Here is a 17107-nt window from a genome sequence, read left to right as displayed (position 1 = left end):
ACCGCGATGCCCGGGGCGCGACGGCAGGGTGCGCGCGCCCGGGCGCGCCTCAGGCGCGTGCGGTGCGGCCGGCGTAGTGGGCGCGCAGCCGGGTGCAGGGGGCGGGCCCGGCCTCCAGCCGGTCCAGGGCCAGCAGACCGGCGCCGAGCACCGGGGGAGCGGTGACCACGCGGACGGCGGCCAGCGGTGCGCGTTCGGCCAGCAGGCCGAGCAGGCGGTCGTGCAGCAGCGGATGGCGGGCGGCCGCGACGCCGCCGCCCAGCACCACCGGCACCGGGACCTCCAGCAGGTCCAGCCGTTCCAGTGCCACCGAGGCCATCACCGCGATCTCCTCGGCCTGCCGGTGCACCAGGGAGCGGGCCACGGCGTCGCCCTGCGCGGCCACCGCGAAGAGGACGGGCACCAGCTCGTGCCTGCGCCCGCCCGGCAGATCGCCCAGATGGAAGGCCTCGATCAGCGCGTACATGCTGGGCAGTCCGAAGTGCGCGGGCAGCGCCCTCGCCAGCTCGGTGTCCTCGCCCCGGCCGTCCTCGGCGCGGGCGGCGTACCACAGGGCCTCCTCCGTCAGCCCTCCGCCGCCGCCCCAGTCCCCGGACAGGCGGCCGACGGCGGGGAAGCGGTGGACGCGTCCGTCGGCGGCCGCGCCGACGCAGTTGATCCCCGCGCCGCACACGACGGCGACCCCGTGCCGGGAGGATCCGTCGTCGGGCAGGCCCGCGCGCAGGATCGCGAAGGTGTCGTTGGCCACGCGGAGGGTGCGGCCCCAGCCCAGGGCGCCGATCCGTTCCGCCAACTCCCGCTCCTCGGACGGCAGGTCGGCATTGGCCAGACAGGCCGACACATGCCCGGCCAGGGGCTCGCCCGGCCGCGCGTCCAGGCCCGCGGCCCGCGCCGCCCGGGCCACCGTCCGGGCCAGCGACGCGACGGCCCTCCCCGCCCCGACGGCCGGCGGACGGAAGCCGCCGCCGCGCGCCGAGCCCAGCACCGTCCCGTCCGCCGAGACCAGCGCCACGTCGGTCTTGCTGTTGCCCGCGTCGACGGCCAGTGCGGCGGCGGGCGGTCCGGCGGCGGGCGGTCCGGCGGCGGGAGTCAGGCCCATGCCAGGTACTCCCGGTTGTGCGCGAGCAGACGGTCCGTCAGCTTCTCGGCGAGGGAGTACTGACCGATCAGGGGGTGGGCCAGCAGCGCGGCGAACACCCGGTCCCGGCCGCCGCGCAGGGCGGCGTCCAGCGCCAGGTGCTCGTACGCCGTCACGGCCGAGATCAGGCCCGTGTGGAGCGGGTTCAGCTGCGGTACGGGCAGCGGCTCGGCGCCCGCCGGGGAGACGGCGGCCGGGACCTCGACCACCGCGTCGTCGGGGAGGAAGGGCAGGGTGCCGTCGTTGCGGACGTTCACCACCTGCACGCCCCCGCCGGTGCCGCCCCTGCCGCCCCCGTCCGCCCCGCCCCGGCCGTCGCCCAGCAGGGCCGCGGCCAGGGCGACGGCGGCCTCGGAGTAGTAGGCGCCGCCGCGCCCGGCCAGCAGCTCCGGCTTGGTGTCCAGCGCCGGATCGGCGTACATCTCCAGCAGCTCGCGCTCCATCGCGGCGACCTCCGCCGCCCGCGGGGGCCGCTCCCGCATCTCGGCCACGACCTCGTCATGGGCGTAGAAGTAGCGCAGGTAGTACGAGGGCACGGCGCCCAGCCGGTGCAGGAGGGGCTCGGGCAGCCGCAGGTCGGCGGCGATCGCCGCGCCGTGCCGGGCCAGCAGTCCGGGCAGCACGTCCCGCCCGTCCGGCCCGCCCAGGCGCACCCCGAACTCCCAGGTGAGGTGGTTGAGCCCGACGTGGTCCAGGTGCACCCGGCCGGGCTCCACCTCCAGCAGGGCGGCGAACTTCCGCTGGAGCCCGATCGCCACGTTGCACAGACCCACCGCCCGGTGGCCCTCGTTCAGCAGCGCGCGGGTGACGATGCCGACCGGGTTGGTGAAGTCGACGATCCACGCACCGGGGTTGGCGCGGCGCACCCGCTCGGCGATGTCCAGGACGACGGGAACGGTGCGCAGCGCCTTGGCCAGTCCGCCCGCGCCCGTGGTCTCCTGCCCGACGCAGCCGCACTCCAGCGGCCAGGTCTCGTCCCGCTCGCGGGCCGCCTGGCCGCCCACGCGGAGCTGGAGCAGCACGGCGTCGGCGTCCGCGACGGCCGCGTCCAGGTCGCCGGTGGTGGTGACGGCGGCCGGGTGGCCGGCGCGGGCGAGCATACGGCGGGCGAGCCCGCCCACCAGCTCCAGCCGGCCCCCGGCCGGGTCGGCCAGGACCAGCTCGGTGACCGGGAGGGTGCCTTGCAACCGGGCGAATCCGTCGACGAGTTCGGGGGTGTAGGTGGATCCGCCGCCCACCACTGCGAGTTTCACGGGACTGCCTCCTCGGGCCCGGGGAGCGGGACTTGGAATGTGCGGGGTGTGGGGTGCCGGGGTACGGGGTGTCAGCGGGAGGTGTCGAACACCTCGTCGCGGGTGGTGGCCAGGGCGCTCTCCAGCGCGCCGCTGAGCACGGGGTGACCGGCGACGGTCCCGAGGACCAGCCGCGGCCGGGATGCCGCCAGTTCGTCCAGCTCCTGTCGCACCAGCGTGCGCAGCACCTCCCCGCCCGCGGCGAGTACGCCGCCCGACAGCACGATCAGCTCCGGGTCCAGGACGGCGACCAGTGCGGCCAGCCCGGTCGCGAGCCCGGTGGCGGCGCGGCGCAGCAGCTCGCCGTACGGGCCGCCGTCCTGCCCGCTGCTGGCCCGCCCGCCGCCGGCCCACCCGGCCTCCGGGCCGGACCGTTCCACCGCGCGGGCGAGCAGCTTCGCCGCCGCCTCGCCGTCCCGGCCGGCGGGGGGCTCGATGCCCAGCTCGCGCGCCGTCCGCAGCAGCGCCCGCGCGCCCGCCAGTTCCTGGAACCCGCCCCTGTTGGCGCGGGCCACCCGCCGCAGGAGCGGGGTGCCGGGGACGGGCAGGAACCCGACCTCGCCCGCGCCGCCGGTCCAGCCGCGGTGCAGCCGCCCGCCCAGCACCAGCGCGGCGCCCAGGCCCTGCTCGTTCCAGAGCAGGACGAAGTCGTCGTGGCCCCGGGCGGCGCCCAGGCGGTGCTCGGCGACGGCGGCGAGATTGACGTCGTTGTCGTACTCCACCGGCACCGGCAGCGCGGCGGCCAGCTCCTCCAGCAGACCGGGGGAGTGCCAGCCGGGCAGGTGGGAGGCGTAGCGCAGCCGTCCGGTGCGCGGGTCGAAGGCGCCGGGGGTGCCGATGACGACACGGTGCAGCGCGGACCGGGCGAGTCCGGCGGCCTCGGCGGCCCCGTCCACGGCGGCCACGACCTGCCGTACGACCGGCTCGGCGGACCGCCGTCCCGGGGCCCCGGACGGCTCGGAAGCCGCCGAGCGCCCCGGCGCGGGCACCTCGAAGGAGCCGACGGTACGGCCGGTGATGTCGGCGACCGCGGCGCGGATCCGGGTGGCGGTGACGTCGAGCCCGGCCACGTGCGCCGCGGCCGGGTCGAGCGAGTAGAGCCGGGCGTTCGGCCCCGGGCGGCCCTCGCCGGCGCCGGTGGCCCTGGCCCGGACCAGGCCCGCGGCCTCCAGGCGGGCCAGGAGCTGGGAGGCGGTCGGCTTGGACAGCCCGGTCAGCCTGCCGATGCGGCCGCGCGAGAGCGAGCCGTGCGCGAGCAGCAGTTCCAGGGCGGCGCGGTCGTTCATCGCCCGCAGCACCCGGGGCGTTCCCGGAGTGGTTCCGGCCATGGGCCCGTCTCCCGCCCAGAACTGTAAGGAAGGTTTCCTGTCGTCTCGCCGGGACACTAGGGCCCGCCTCCGGCCGGCGTCAACGGACGTGCCGGAGGCGGGCCTCGCGCCGCTCCCCGTCTGCCTTCCGGGTGTCCTCCGCGTCCTACCGCCGCGGCCCGCCGGAGCCCCGCCCGAGGTCCCCCGGCCCCTTCACCAGGGTCCTGGCCGGGTCCCCGGCCGGACTTCTGGTCAGGGCGTCCTTCACCGGGTCCACCGCCTCCTTCGCGGCGTCCGGTCCCTTCGCCGCCTCCTTCGCGGCGTCCGGTCCCTTCTCCAGCAGGACCCGGCCGGAGCCCCGTCCGCGGGCCGGCGCCCCCGGCTCCCCGTCCAGCTTCCGCAGGGCGGCCAGCGACTCCTCGTCCACCATCCGGATGCCCCGCGCGTCCAGCGCCCGCTTGACGCGCCAGCGCAGCTCGCGCTCCACCGGCAGCGCCTTGCCCGGCATCGTCTTGGCCGAGACGCGGACGACCATGGTGTCCAGCGTCACCGAGTTCAGGCCCAGCACCTCCACCGGCGCCCACAGGACCTCGTCCCACGGCGCGGACGTCGACATCTCCTCGCCGGCCGCGGCGATCGCCGAGCGGACCTCCTCCAAGTCCTCGCCGGAGCGGACCTCAACGTCCAGGGCGGCCGTCGCCCAGCCCTGGCTGAGGTTGCCGACCCGTTTGATCTCGCCGTTGCGCACGTACCAGATCTCGCCGTCGTCGCCGCGCAGCTTGGTCACCCGCAGCCCGATCTCCAGGACGGTGCCGGTGGCCTCGCCCGCGTCGATGCGGTCGCCGACGCCGTACTGGTCCTCCAGCAGCACGAACATCCCGGTCAGCACGTCCGTGACCAGATTGCGCGCGCCGAAGCCGATCGCCACGCCCGCCACACCGGCGCTGGCCAGCAGCGGGGCCAGGTCGATGCCGAGGGTGGAGAGCACGATCAGCAGCGCCGTCCCCATGATCACGAAGGTGGTGACGCTGCGCAGCACCGAGCCGATGGCCTCCGTGCGCTGGCGCCGCCGCTCGGTGTTGACCAGCAGACCGCGCAGCGCGTTGCCGCTGGCCTCGGCCTCGGCGTTGCGGTTCATCCGGGCGATCAGCCGGGTGATGGCCCGTCTGACCACCGAACGCAGCACGACGGCGATCGCCAGGATCAGCGCGATGCGCAGCCCGACGGCGAGCCAGGTCCCCCAGTTCTCCTCTATCCAGCCCGCGGTGTCGGTGGCGGTCCTGTGCGCCTCGTCCATGGAATCCACCCACAACACACTAACGGGGGACACCTCGCCGGACAGGCCGCGTCACCCGGGGTAGCGGCGGCACCGGGCGGGGGAGGAACAGCGTGTGGTCGAAAACACGCTCAGCGCGTTACGCGATCGTGGTGGCGCCGCCACCGGGGCGCGGGACACACTGGGGGAGATCGTCCCGGCGCGAGCCACGCGCCGCCGACGTACAAGGAGGCACCGTGCCGCACGTCCTGGTCCTCAACGCGTCGTACGAGCCGCTCGGCGTCGTACCGCTCCGCCGCGCGCTCATACTCGTCCTCAACGGCAAGGCGATCAGCCTGGAGGACTCCGGCGCCCTCATGCACAGCGCGACCCAGGCCATACCCGCCCCCAGCGTCGTCCGTCTCAAACGCTTCGTGCGCGTGCCCTTCCGGGGCACGGTGCCGCTCACCCGCCGTGCCCTGTTCGCCCGTGACGGCGGCCGGTGCGCGTACTGCGGTGGCGTCGCGACCAGCGTCGACCACGTCGTACCGCGCAGCCGCGGCGGGCAGCACTCCTGGGAGAACGTCGTGGCGGCCTGCCGCCGCTGCAACCACGTCAAGGCCGACCGCCACGTGGCGGAGCTGGGCTGGCGACTGCGCCACCAGCCCGCCCCGCCCAGCGGCCTGGCCTGGCGGATCATCGGAACGGGGCACCGGGATCCGCGCTGGCTGCCGTATCTGCGGCCCTACGGCGCGGACGACGCCCTCGCCCGGATCGAAGGCAGGACGACGACACCCGCCTGAGATCCGGGTCTTTCCCGTACGGGGCCGGTGACGGCCCCGTGTCCGGCGTGCGCCCCGTGTCCGGCGCGCCCCTACTCCTGTTCCCGCCCCTGCTCCTGTTCCCGCCCCTGCTCCCGCACGGCGTACGCCTCCACGGACCACAGCGAGACACCGAACCGGGTCGCCCGCTCGTCCGCCACGATCCGTACGTAGCGGGTGCCGGCGGGCGCGTCCAGCCGCACCGTCTCCCGGCCGCCCCGCCCGTCGCGGACGGTCGCGGCCGTGCTCCAGGCCCTGCCGTCGGCGGAGACCTGGACGCGGTAGCGGGAGGCGTACGCGTCCTGCCAGTGCAGCCGCACCTCGCCGATCCGGGCCGGGCGGTCCAGCTCCACCCGCAGCCACTGGCCGTCCTTGGCGGGGGAGGACCAGCGGGTCCCGGGATCGCCGTCGGTGGCCGCCGAGGCGGGGAAGTCCTCGGTCTCGTCGGCCGAGGAGCCGGCCCGTGCGCCCCGGGCCAGGTCCGGCCCGCCGGTGGGCGGGTAGGCGCGCACCGTCAGCGTCCGCCGCAGGCTCTCGCCCTCGGCGGTGAGGGTGACCGGGACCCGGTACGTGCCCGGCCGCACGTCCTTCCCGGCGCTGATCTCGATCTTCGGGGCCGCCGGCACACCGCGCCGGAGTGTGACCCGGCGAGGCGCCCGCACCGTGAAGCCCTCCGGCGCCCGCACGGTCAGCCGGCCGCGCACATCGGTGGGCCGGTGGCCGGTCAGCCGGGCCCCGACGGCGGTGGGCCCGCCGCCGACGACGGCGTTGACCTCCTCGCGGAGGAGCTCCAGCCCGGCGCCGGGAGAGTCCGAGTACCAGGGCGTCAGCTCGTGGACGACCGGCGCCTTCGAGCCGTCCTGCCAGGCCAGCCGTACGGCGTCCGCCCGCAGACCGCCGGTGTCCACCTCCGTCCAGCCCTTCTCGGAGAGCGCGCCCAGCCGCCTCCAGCCCTCGCCCGGCACATGCGCCTCGACGGCGGCACGGGTGCCCGCGCCCGGCTCGGACTGGACGGTGACGGCCGCCAGGGAGCGCGCCCGGGGCAGCCGCAGCACCAGCTCGTCGCCGCTGCCGTCGTCACCCTCGTCACCGGCTGCGCCGGGGGCGGGCTCCTCGGCGGCGCGGAAGGCGGTTGCGGGGTCGCCGTCGGCGGCGTGCTCCGGTGGGGAGCCGGGCAGCGGCGCGGGGCCGCCGCGCACCCGCTCCCCGGAGCGCCCGGCCTTCTTCTCCGCCCCGCCGCTCGCGCCGGACCAGTCGTCGGCGGCCTTCAGCGCCCGGTCCACGAAGGCGGGCAGTACGTCCTCGCCGACCGTCACCCCGCTCTCGCGGGCCTCCGCGCGCAGCCGCTGGAGCTCCAGCCGCGCCTTCCACGCCCCGGCGCCGTCCCCGCGCCGCTGGGCGGCCAGCATGTCCAGCGCGTACCGGCCGGCCCGCCCGTAGCGCGCCAGCTGCCGCACCCAGGGGCGCATCTCCTCGCTCAGGGCGCCGCCGGCGACGCCGGCCAGGTTCTCCGGGGACTCGCGCAGAACGGCGAAGGCGTCGCGCAGCCGGTCGGACGCGGCGGTGAACTCCTCGTCGTCCTCGCCCGCGCGGGCCTTCCAGAAGGCGTCGAGCAGGGGGGCGAGGTAGGCCGACTCCTCCTCGTCGAGCACCGAGGAGGAGTTGTTGGCGGCCAGGGCGTGCAGCGCCTCGCGGGCCCGATCCCCGGGCTCACCGGGCTTGTCGGATCCCTCCGGCCTCCCCGTCCCGCCGCCCGTGGCGGCCAGGTCCTCGACGGCCGCCTTCCAGGACTCCTGCGGCCGGTAGCCGCGCGGGTTCCAGGCGTAGTCGGCGACGGTGAACAGCGGCAGACGGGAGGCCGTCGCCTGCTCCATCGCGTTGGCCAGCAGTGCCGCCGAGCGGTTGGCGACGGCCGGTTCCCGGCCGGTGTAGGGGCCCAGGAAGACGCGGTCGCCGGCGTAGTCGTTGACCGGGTAGTTGTCCATGGTGACCAGCGGGTGGCGGAAGACGGTGCGGGCCTGGGCCAGCTCGCCGCCGGTGATGGCGGAGGGCACGACCCCCACCCCCGTCCAGGCCACCTCCACGTCCGCGTCCAGCTTCTGCGCCAGCGCGCCGCGGTACTCGGTCGGGCCGTCCTGGTAGAACTCCGTCGGCAGCACCGACAGCGGCACCGCGTCGCGCCCGAAGCCGTACCGCTTCGCCAGATGCGCCGCCACCTCGTTGGCCAGCTCCGCATGGGCGGTGGCCGCGGCCTTCGGTCCCGTGCCGTAGCGCTCGGCGTCCGCGCCGCAGTGCCACTCGGTGTAACTGGCGTCCTCGAAGCGGAGCTGGAAAGCCCGCACCCCCAGGGCCGCCATGGCGTCGATCTTGCGCAGCAGGGCCCTGCGGTCGCCCTCGGAGGCCAGGCACATCGACTGCCCCGGCGAGACGGCCCAGCCGAGCACCACATGGTTGCGCCGGGCGCGCTCGGCGAGCTCGCGGAACTGCGCGCGCCGCTCGGCGGGGTAGGGCTCGCGCCAGCGGGACTGGCGGAAGGCGTCGTCACCGGGGGCGTACAGATAGCGGTTCTGCTTGGTGCGGCCCATGAAGTCCAGGTGGGCCAGCCGCTCCTGGTGCGGCCAGGCCTCGCCGTAGAAGCCCTCCGTGGTGCCGCGCACCGGCGAGGCGGGCCAGTCGCGCACGACGGCCCCGGTGATCCGCGCCCCGCCGTCGCCGGTGGTCACCAGCTGCCGCAGCGTCTGCGCGGCGTGGAACAGCCCGTCCGGGCCGGCGCCCGACAGCGCCACCGTGCCGCCCGGCCCGTCCACGCCGTCCGCCCGCCCGGCCGCCAGCCGGTAGCCGCCCGCGGGCAGATCGCCGCGCTCGGGCGCGCCCAGGGCGCGCAGCGCCCGCTCGGCGGCCCGGTCGCCGGCGCGCACCACCAGCCCCCGGGCGTGCGTCTCCTGACCCGGGCGCACGGTGCGCACCTCGCGCGCCCCGGCCGCGCGCAGGATGTCGCGGACGGTGTCGAGGGCGTACGGGTCGGCGTCCTCGTCGGCGACCAGCAGCACCTCCTGCCCGACGGGCACGGCCGGGCCGCGCGTGCGCAGGGACTGGGGGCGCGGCCACACGCCGGGGGCGCCGTCCAGGCGGACGCGGTCGTCCGGGCCCGCGGCGTCCCGCGCGGGCTCCTCGGCCGTCCTGTCCGGCGGTGGCGCCGAGTGTGCGGCCGGTGCGCCGCCGAGAAGTCCGCCGAGGACGGCCGCGACCAGTGCCGTCGCACCGGTCCGGCGCACGGCGCGGCCATGCGTCGCGTGGTTCACGTGTTCCTCAGGCCCCTCTCGACCCGTTCCCCGACCCGTCTCCCGGCTCGTTCCTCCGCCCGGCCCCCGTCCGTTCCGTCCCGTCCCGTCCGGAGCGTCCCTCCGACCGGGCGGTCGGACCCGCCGGTAGGTAACGAGCCCATCACCGCCGTGGTGAAGGTGTCAACGACAGGGGCCGAAGTGCCCGGTTTGTCGACCGGTGCGGCCGAGGCCGGGCGGAGTGGCGCGGAACGGCTCCGGGGCCTCCGCAGGGCTTCCGTCCGGCGGCCGTCCCGCGAGGGGGCGGTAAATCTTGGCCGAGATGCCCGCTTTGCTCGAATGCCCTACGCTGACAGGCGCATCACGCCGTGAAATCATCGGTGATGGGACTGTGAGCCATCTCACGTTTGTCCCGCCAAAAGTGTCTGGGCTCCGCCTCAGTGGGTAGGGCCCCCATGTCCGACCGACAGCAACGAACGGAGGCCCCCGTGGCCGCGTCCGCTGAACTCCTCACCCCCCTCCCCCTGTTTCCCAAACAGGGGCAGGAGCCGATCGACCTGTCCGGAGTCTCCGACCCCGACTCCGGCCTGGACGGCTCCTGCTCCTGGGACTACGCCGAGACACCGCTGACCAGCGAACCACCGCTCGCCGACGCCGCCCCGCTCACCAGTGAGCCGCCGCTGGCCGCCGAGCTCCCGCTGACCAGCGAACCGGCCGGGGTGGGATACGGAACGGATTCCGCGGAGATCTAGACCCGGGAGAGCCCAGGGGGAAGAGCGGAGGAAGTTCCCATGAGCCGACTGGCGCGACTGGCCGCGGCACACGGAGTCTGCACCTCCTACGACCCGGCCCCGGGCCGTACGATCCGGGTGCCCGACGACACGATCGTCGAAGTGCTCGCCGCGCTGGGTGTCGACGCCTCCACCCCGGACGCCGTACGCGACGCCCTGGCGCGTCACGCACGCGAGGAGGCGGCCCGGCTGCTGCCCCCCACCGTCGTCGTACGCGCCGCCTCCCGCGGCGACTCTTCCCCGCCCGCCGCCGCCGCGCCCGTCGTCCGCGGCGGCGTCCCCCCGCTCCCCGACGGCACCGCGCTGCGGGTCGAGACGGAGGACGGCCGCACCCTCGACTGGGGAACGGACCCGGACGCCGAAGGCGAGCGGCTCCCCCTGGGCTGCCACACCCTCCACGCCGAGGCCCCCGACGGCCGCACCGCGCACGCCGCCCTGATCGTCGCCCCGGACCGCTTCCCGGCCGTCCGGGGCCGCTCCTTCGGCCTGCTCGTCCAGCTCTACTCGCTGCTGTCCTCGCGCTCATGGGGCATGGGCGACCTCGCCGACCTCGCCGACCTCGCCGCCTGGTCCGGGCGCGCGACCGGAGCCGACTTCATCCAGCTCAACCCCCTGCACTCGGCCGTGCCCGCCGCCGACGGCGAGAGGGTGGACCCCTCCCCCTACCGCCCCTCGTCGCGGCGCTTCGCCGACCCGGCGCACCTGCGGATCGAGGAGATCCCCGAGTACGCCTACCTGCGCGGCGAGGCCCGAGCGAAGGCGGACGAACTGCTGGCCCAGGCCGCCGAACTGCGCGAGGCCACCCTCGCCAAGGACGGGATGATCGACCGCGACGCGGTGTGGTCGCTCAAGCGCCGCGCCCTGGAGCTGGTGCGCACCGTCCCCCTCGGACCCGGCCGCCACGTCGCGTACTGCGACTTCCTCGCCGAGCAGGGCCAGGCCCTGGAGGACCACGCCGTCTGGTGCGCCCTCGCCGAGATCCACGGTCCCGACTGGCGCTCCTGGCCCGCCGGCCTGGACGATCCCCGCTCGGCCGCCACCGCCCGGGCCCGCGGCGAACTGCTGGACCGGGTGGACTTCCACACCTGGCTGGCCTGGCTCACCGACGCCCAGCTCGCCCGCGCCCAGCGCACCGCCCGCGACGCGGGCATGTCCATCGGCCTGGTGCACGACATGGCGCTGGGCGTCCACCCCTCCGGGGCCGAGGCCTGGGCGCTCAAGGACTTCCTGGCCACCGGCATGTCCATCGGCGCCCCGCCGGACGCCTTCAGCCCCCACGGCCAGGACTGGGGCCTGCCGCCCTGGAACCCGGGCGCGCTGGCCGCCTCCGGCTACGCCCCCTACCGCGCGCTGCTGCGCGGACTGCTGCGGCACACCGGCGGCCTGCGCATCGACCATGTGATGGGCCTGTTCCGGCTGTGGTGGGTCCCCGAGGGCCGCCCGCCCACGGAGGGCGCGTACGTGCGCTACGACGCCGAGGCCATGCTCGGCGTGCTCGCCCTGGAGGCCTACCGCGCCGGGTCGGTCGTCGTCGGCGAGGACCTGGGCACCGTCGAGCCCGGCGTGCGCGGGGAACTGGCCGGGCGCGGCGTGCTGGGCACCTCCGTGCTGTGGTTCGAACGCGACTACGACCACGTCCGCACCCCCAGCCACGAGGTCCCCCAGCCGCTGGAGCCGCAGGACTGGCGCGCCGACTGCCTGGCCACCGCCACCACCCACGACCTGCCCAGCACCGCCGCGCGCCTGAGCGGCGACCACGTCGCGCTGCGCGCCGGCCTCGGCCTGCTGTCCGGCCCGCTCGCCGAGGAGCAGGCCCGGGACGCCATGGAGACCGCCGAGTGGATCTCCCATCTGACCCGTCTGGACCTGCTGCCGGAAGGACCGGGCGAGGAGGAGGGCGAGATCAGGGGCCTGTACCGCTTCCTGGCCCGCACCCCCGCGAAGATGGTCGGCGTCTGGCTGCCCGACGGCGTCGGCGACAGGCGCCCGCAGAACGTGCCGGGCACCTGGGACCAGTACCCCAACTGGCGGCTGCCCGTCGCCGACGGCGACGGCAGGCCCGTCACCCTGGAGGAACTGGTCACCTCGCCCCGGATGCGCGACCTGCTGGAGACGGTGTACGAGGAGCTGCACGGGCCGCGCGAGCGCCGCATACCGGCCCCCGGGCAGCACGGGGGGCAGCACGAGGAGAGCCACGCCGAGCCCGAAGACCACCCTGGACGCGTGACGACCGGAGACGTTCGCTAGCGTTGACTCCGTGGACAACAAGGTCAAGGTCAACGAGAACGTCAGGAGCGCCGGCACCGCCGTGCGCGCCGGATTCGTCACCGCCCTCACCGCGCTGACGCTGCTGGTCGCCTCCCCCTCCGCCCTCGCCCTCTACCGCGACGACGGCGACGACCCGGGCACCGGCCTGAGCGTGGTCGAGACCCTCGGCCTGTACGTCGTGGCGCCCCTCGCCCTGTTCGCGATCATCGCCGCGCTGGTGATGGTCGGCGACAAGTCCGCCCGCAAGAGCGGCCAGGTCGCCGGCCGCCAGGAGCCCAACCGCGGCTGACCCGCGGCCCGGCGACCCGCCGCGCGCTGCGGCGCATCGCGGCGGGGTTCTCGGACACCGGGCCGGCCCTACCGGCCCGCCCGGCGATCGGCCCGGCGAACCGGCCGCCGATTGGCTCTGCCGGCAGGACCGGACGACTCCGTAGCGTCACGGCACGACCCTGCGGAAACGGCCGGCCCCGTCCCGGCCGCTGGCACTGGCACTGGCACTGGCCCAGCTGACCAACTCCGTCGGCGACGGCGCGTACTACGTCTGCTCCGCGCTGTACTTCACCCGCGTCGTCGGCCTGTCCGCGACCGAGGTCGGCCTCGGCCTCACCGTCGGCTGGGTGGCCGGCGCGGTGGCGGGCGTACCCCTGGGCCATCTGGCCGACCGGCGCGGGGCGCGCGGCACGGTCGCCGCGCCGGCGGTGGCCACAGCGGCGGCGGTCGCCGTCTTCCTCGCCGTCCGCGGCCTGCCCGCCTTCGTCCTGGCCGCCGTGCTCTGTACGCCTGCCGCCAGTGCGGACTGGGCGCGGCCCGGCAGGCGCTGCCGGCCGCCCTGGTCGCCGAGCGGGAGCGCACCCGCGTCCGCGCGTATCTGCAGTCCACCACGAACGCCGGACTCGCCGCCGCCCTCGCCCTGACGCGCCTGCCCGCCGCCGCCCCCTCCCCGCCGGCCGCCTCCGATGCCCCGCGCCGGGCCGTCCTGCGTGACCGGCCGTACGCGCTGATCACCGCGCTCCACACGGCGCTGCTGCTCTACATGCCGCTGCTGAGCGTCGTCATCCCGCTGCGGGTGGGGCAGTGGACCGAGGCCCCGCGCTGGACGGTGGCCGCGCTGCTGCTCAACACCCTCGGCGTCGTCGCCCTCCAGGTCCTGGGCGAGACGGCGCTGGCCTCCGGCGCCCGGGAGATCTCCTTCGGCCTCGCACCCGACGGCCGCCACGGCCAGTACTAGGGCTTCTTCGGCACGGGAGCGGCCGTCGCACGCATGCTCGGCCCGCTGCTGCTGACCTGGCTGGCCCTGGGCGGCGGCGGGGAAGCCGCCGGCGACCTCCTCCCAGCACCCACCGGTGCCGTCGCTGTAGGACGGCCCGCACCGGACGGCCGTGCTCGGACCGTGGCCGACGCCCTCGGGACGCGGCCGGTTCGAGACAGCCGGGGGAAGGGATTCGGTCAACGGTCTCGCGGGAGAGAAGCGGCAGGGATGACCAAGAGACCACCTCTGACCAGGAATCACCTTCGCGTACGGAAAACGCGATGAATGGTTCCGGTTATTGATCTTGTTGTGGCGGATGTTGTTCATGTGATCAGGTTCTGGTGTTCAAGTATTCGTAGCGAGGGGGAAACATGAAGAAGACCGCACGGCGCGCTGTGGCCATATCCGGCATGACACTCGCGATCGGTGCCACCCTTGGTGCCGCCCCCGCGTTCGGCTTCTACGCCTGGCAGGGCGACGACTACGCCTACACGACGAACGGCGGCAGGAATGCCGAGGTGTGTGACTGGGAAGCGGACGGCAACAAGATCAAGGCCCAGTATCGGCGTGACGGCAGCGACACCATCAAGAACTGGTGGAACGAACTCGGCGACGGAAGCTGCTACCCAACCCCTGAAGGCCGCGAGATCAACAAGATGCGTGTGGTCGAGCAGAGGTTCGCCGCTCCCGACGTCGAGGGCAAGTGGTACTACCGGTAGGAACGACTGACGGAGCATCGTCCGATCACTGGCGGTGGGCGGGGACTCCCCGCCCACCGCGCCATCCTCTTCCCCGGAGTCTCGGAGCCGCAGCGTGAACGACCCAGTTCTGTCCGTCAGGGACGTCAGCCACGGCTTCCCGGGCCGTCCCGTGCTGGCGCACGTGAACCTGGAGGTGTACGCGGGCTCGTCGGTCGCGGTGACGGGGCCGTCCGGGACGGGGAAGACGACCCTGCTCTCCTGCGTCCTGGGCCTGGTCAGGCCGGACGAGGGCAGCATCCTGGTGGGCGGCACGGACATCACCCGGCTCGGCCGCGGCCGGCTGGCCGCGTTCCGCGCCCGGAACCTGGGCATGGTGTTCCAGTTCGGCGAACTCCTCCCGGAGCTCAGCCCACTGGAGAACGTCACCCTCCCCGCGCTCCTGGCCGGCACCGGGCGGCGGGAGGCCCGCAGTCGCGGGCTCGAACTACTCGACCACCTCGGTGTGCCCCACCACACGGCCACGGGCGCCCTGTCTGGTGGGGAACGACAGCGGGTCGCGGTGGCCCGCGCACTGGTCAACCGGCCGACGGTGCTGCTCGCCGACGAGCCCACGGGCTCACTGGACACCGCGAGCCGTGACATCGTCGCCGACCTGCTCTTCTCACTGCCCGGTCGGTGGGACTGCGCACTGGTCGTGGTCACCCACGATCAGCAGGTGGCCCGGTGGGCCGACGACGTCCTCGATCTCGCTCCCGCTGTGGAGGCCGTGTGAGCCGCCACGCGGCCGAGGGGCCGCTGTGGCGGCGGCTGTGGCGGATCGGCCGGGCAGCCGGGGCCGGGGCACGACAGGCACGGCTGCGGTGGGCCGGCCTGTTCCTGGCCGCGGCCACGCTGACCATGGGCCTGACGGCTCTTGTCACCACGGCGGCCGGCTACGACGCGCGTGCCGACACCGACCGGGCCCGCGCCCCGCGTATGCACATGTCCCACCCGGACGAGGAGCCGGTCGCCCACTGGTACGAGTCCGGGAACGACATCACCGGATCACCGCAGCACAACGTCGTCTTCCTCGCCCCTCTCGACGCCGACACCGAGGCCGAGCCGCCGCCCGGCCTGCCGCGCTGGCCCGATCCGGGCGAGGCGTTCCTCTCCCCGGCGCTGCTTCAGGTCGGCGCCGGCCAGAGGATCACCGAACGTTACGGTACCCATGCGGGCGCCATCACCGGAGACGGGCTCACCTCCCCGGCCGAGCGCTTGGCCTACGTCCGTGCCCCCGAGGGGCACGAGTCCTTCGACGACAGCGATCTGGTCACCGGGTTCGGGGCCCGTGGCGAAGAGACGTATCCGGTCTTCGGGGACTCCGCCGTGGTCTACGGCCCCGACATCCTCCTGTCGGCCATCGGCGGCCTGATCCTGCTCCCCACCGCCGTGCTGGTGGTGATCGCCGTCCGTGTCGACGCGGCCGGACGGGACCGGCGCACCACACTGCTGGAGACCCTGGGAGCGACCGCCGGCCATCGGGCCCTGATCAACCTCGGTGAGGCCGCGACCCCGGTCGTGGCGGGCGCGCTGACGGGTACGATCCCCGCCGTCGCCGTGCTGACGTGGGACATCACACTGCCTCTGGTCGGGTATCCGCTCACCGCAGCCGGGCTGCGGCCCTGGCTGTGGGCGTACGCGGCCACCGCGCCGGTTGCCGTCCTCACCGTTCTCGTCGCCGTAGTCCTACTTCACCGCGCCCGGCGCGCCGCGGACCGCCATGCCCCCGCCCGGGTCAGCAGACGCTGGATGGTCCTGCTACCGCTCGGCGCGGTCATCGCCATGCCCGCCGATCTCACCCCGTTCGCTCCGAACCTCGCGGTGAGCCTGGCCCAGTACGTCACGGGGCTGGTGCTGGTCCTGGCCTCTCTGCCCGCACTGATCGCCACCGTCATGGCGGCCCTCGGCCGGGCCGTGGCCTGGGCGGGGGAGAGGTCCGGGAAAGTGGGGCCGCTCGTCGCGGGACGGTGGACCACCCACCACCCCGGGGTGACCGCCCGCATGGTCGCCACCGTCACCATCGGGCTGGTTCTGGTAACCCAGCTCCACATCTGGACCTCGCGCACATCGGGCGAGGCCGCCGCCGCGGCCGAGACCCTGGACCGCATCGGTACGAGCATCAGCCTCGTCCGCACCGACGCCATCACGGAGAAGGAGCTCACAGCGTTCCGGCGGGACCTCGCCGGGCAGCACGTCCTGGCCCTCGTCCGTCGGCCCGATCCCCGTAGCCCCGCCGAACTCCGCGGAGACTGCGAGGCTCTGCGTTCGCTGGGACAGAAATGCTCCGCCGCCCCGGCCCCCATCGACACCGGTACCGGTACACAGGCGCGGGAACTCGCACGCTGGACCGGGACACGTGCCGGTCTGACCGTCCGTGAAGCACCCGTTACCGACTACGTCCACGCGGTGAACGAGCCGGGCGATGCCCAGTGGACCCTGGTGACGGTCGCCGATTCCGCCGATCACGGTGCGTCGGAGGCTGTCAACAGAGCCTCCTACACGCATCTGGGAATGGCCCCGTTCGTTGACCGACTCGGTGGGAACGCCTTGGGAGGCATGCTCCAGTACGCCACCGTGGGCCGGTGGATCGCGCTGCTGGGCGGCGTCGGCCTGCTCGTCCTCGCATGCGCGTCCACCATCAGTTCCCTGTCGGAGTTCCGGCGCTTCGGCACCCGGCTCGCCCCGGTCGGCGTCTTCAGCGGGAACCGTCGCGTCTTCGTCAGCACCTCGGTGTGGTACCTCACCACGCCGCTGGTGATCGCCGCGCCCATCGCGACGGGAGCCGCGTGGTTCCTTTCCCAGCCCGTGGTCAGAGGGACCGGCGCGGGGCTCTCGACCGGCCTTGTCGTCACCGCCGTCGCTGGCTGCGCCCTCCTGGCCGTGCTCACCGGGGCGGCCGGCGCCCGTGGCGCATTCGCCGGGGCCCGGCGCTGGACGCCTACCAACGACTGACGGTGAACTCCCT

The 17107-nt window shown here is 75.0% G+C and carries 14 protein-coding genes; 9 read left to right on the top strand and 5 right to left on the bottom strand.

Annotated elements, in window-relative coordinates:
- Positions 1–49 precede the first annotated feature (49 nt).
- From BM237_RS09850 to BM237_RS09835, 4 genes are all read right to left on the bottom strand, one after another.
- Positions 50–1099, bottom strand: coding sequence for an N-acetylglucosamine kinase (locus BM237_RS09850; protein WP_093849165.1), 1050 nt, complete (start codon positions 1097–1099; stop codon positions 50–52).
- Complete coding sequence (locus tag BM237_RS09845) at positions 1090–2391, bottom strand: family 4 glycosyl hydrolase (RefSeq protein ID WP_093849164.1); 1302 nt, start codon at positions 2389–2391, stop codon at positions 1090–1092. Before BM237_RS09845 ends, BM237_RS09850 begins: the two co-directional genes overlap by 10 nt.
- A 71-nt stretch (positions 2392–2462) precedes the next feature.
- On the bottom strand, positions 2463–3758 hold the full coding sequence (locus BM237_RS09840) for an ROK family transcriptional regulator (protein ID WP_093849163.1): 1296 nt from the start codon (positions 3756–3758) through the stop codon (positions 2463–2465).
- Positions 3759–3903: 145 nt separating this feature from the next.
- Complete coding sequence (locus tag BM237_RS09835; RefSeq protein ID WP_093849162.1) at positions 3904–5034, bottom strand: mechanosensitive ion channel family protein; 1131 nt, start codon at positions 5032–5034, stop codon at positions 3904–3906.
- A gap of 215 nt (positions 5035–5249) precedes the next feature.
- On the opposite strand from BM237_RS09835, the gene BM237_RS09830 reads away from it, so the two are divergent.
- Complete coding sequence (locus BM237_RS09830; protein ID WP_093849161.1) at positions 5250–5795, top strand: HNH endonuclease; 546 nt, start codon at positions 5250–5252, stop codon at positions 5793–5795.
- Positions 5796–5866: 71 nt separating this feature from the next.
- On the opposite strand, the gene BM237_RS09825 is transcribed toward BM237_RS09830, so the two are convergent.
- Positions 5867–9115, bottom strand: coding sequence for a glycoside hydrolase family 84 protein (locus tag BM237_RS09825; protein WP_093849160.1), 3249 nt, complete (start codon positions 9113–9115; stop codon positions 5867–5869).
- A gap of 467 nt (positions 9116–9582) precedes the next feature.
- Between BM237_RS09825 and BM237_RS09820 the strand changes: the two genes are divergently transcribed.
- From BM237_RS09820 to BM237_RS09785, 8 genes are all read left to right on the top strand, one after another.
- Complete coding sequence (locus tag BM237_RS09820; protein WP_093849159.1) at positions 9583–9846, top strand: hypothetical protein; 264 nt, start codon at positions 9583–9585, stop codon at positions 9844–9846.
- 39 nt (positions 9847–9885) lie between these two features.
- On the top strand, positions 9886–12132 hold the full coding sequence (malQ, locus tag BM237_RS09815) for a 4-alpha-glucanotransferase (protein WP_093849158.1): 2247 nt from the start codon (positions 9886–9888) through the stop codon (positions 12130–12132).
- A 10-nt stretch (positions 12133–12142) separates the two neighbouring features.
- A complete protein-coding gene (locus tag BM237_RS09810; RefSeq protein ID WP_093849157.1) occupies positions 12143–12442 on the top strand; it encodes a hypothetical protein in 300 nt (99 codons plus the stop codon).
- 328 nt (positions 12443–12770) lie between these two features.
- Positions 12771–13067: a hypothetical protein gene (locus BM237_RS28965; RefSeq protein ID WP_139238084.1), complete on the top strand. Its 297-nt coding sequence runs from the start codon at positions 12771–12773 to the stop codon at positions 13065–13067.
- 119 nt (positions 13068–13186) lie between these two features.
- Positions 13187–13381 (top strand): hypothetical protein, encoded by a 195-nt coding sequence (locus BM237_RS09800; RefSeq protein ID WP_093849155.1) that lies wholly within the window; start codon positions 13187–13189, stop codon positions 13379–13381.
- 392 nt (positions 13382–13773) lie between these two features.
- Positions 13774–14121, top strand: a complete 348-nt coding sequence (locus tag BM237_RS09795; RefSeq protein WP_093849154.1) for a hypothetical protein — start codon at positions 13774–13776, stop codon at positions 14119–14121.
- A 94-nt stretch (positions 14122–14215) separates the two neighbouring features.
- Positions 14216–14875 carry an ABC transporter ATP-binding protein gene (locus BM237_RS09790; protein WP_245793517.1) on the top strand — a complete coding sequence of 220 codons (660 nt, stop codon included), beginning with the start codon at positions 14216–14218 and terminating at the stop codon, positions 14873–14875.
- Positions 14872–17094, top strand: a complete 2223-nt coding sequence (locus BM237_RS09785) for an FtsX-like permease family protein (protein ID WP_093849153.1) — start codon at positions 14872–14874, stop codon at positions 17092–17094. Before BM237_RS09790 ends, BM237_RS09785 begins: the two co-directional genes overlap by 4 nt.
- Positions 17095–17107: the final 13 nt, after the last annotated feature.

The sequence above is a fragment of the Streptomyces mangrovi genome, assembly GCF_900114215.1.
In the GTDB taxonomy this organism is placed as follows: domain Bacteria; phylum Actinomycetota; class Actinomycetes; order Streptomycetales; family Streptomycetaceae; genus Streptomyces; species Streptomyces barkulensis.
This window is presented reverse-complemented; position numbering and strand designations above follow the sequence as displayed.

Excerpts from the sequence above, each read along its gene's own strand:
- BM237_RS09800 (WP_093849155.1), top strand. The coding sequence starts at position 13,187 with ATGCCGCTGCTGAGCGTCGTCATCCCGCTGCGGGTGGGGCAGTGGACC.
- BM237_RS09840 (WP_093849163.1), bottom strand. The coding sequence starts at position 3,758 with ATGGCCGGAACCACTCCGGGAACGCCCCGGGTGCTGCGGGCGATGAAC.
- BM237_RS09835 (WP_093849162.1), bottom strand. The coding sequence starts at position 5,034 with ATGGACGAGGCGCACAGGACCGCCACCGACACCGCGGGCTGGATAGAG.
- BM237_RS09795 (WP_093849154.1), top strand. The coding sequence starts at position 13,774 with ATGAAGAAGACCGCACGGCGCGCTGTGGCCATATCCGGCATGACACTC.
- malQ (WP_093849158.1), top strand. The coding sequence starts at position 9,886 with ATGAGCCGACTGGCGCGACTGGCCGCGGCACACGGAGTCTGCACCTCC.
- BM237_RS09850 (WP_093849165.1), bottom strand. The coding sequence starts at position 1,099 with ATGGGCCTGACTCCCGCCGCCGGACCGCCCGCCGCCGGACCGCCCGCC.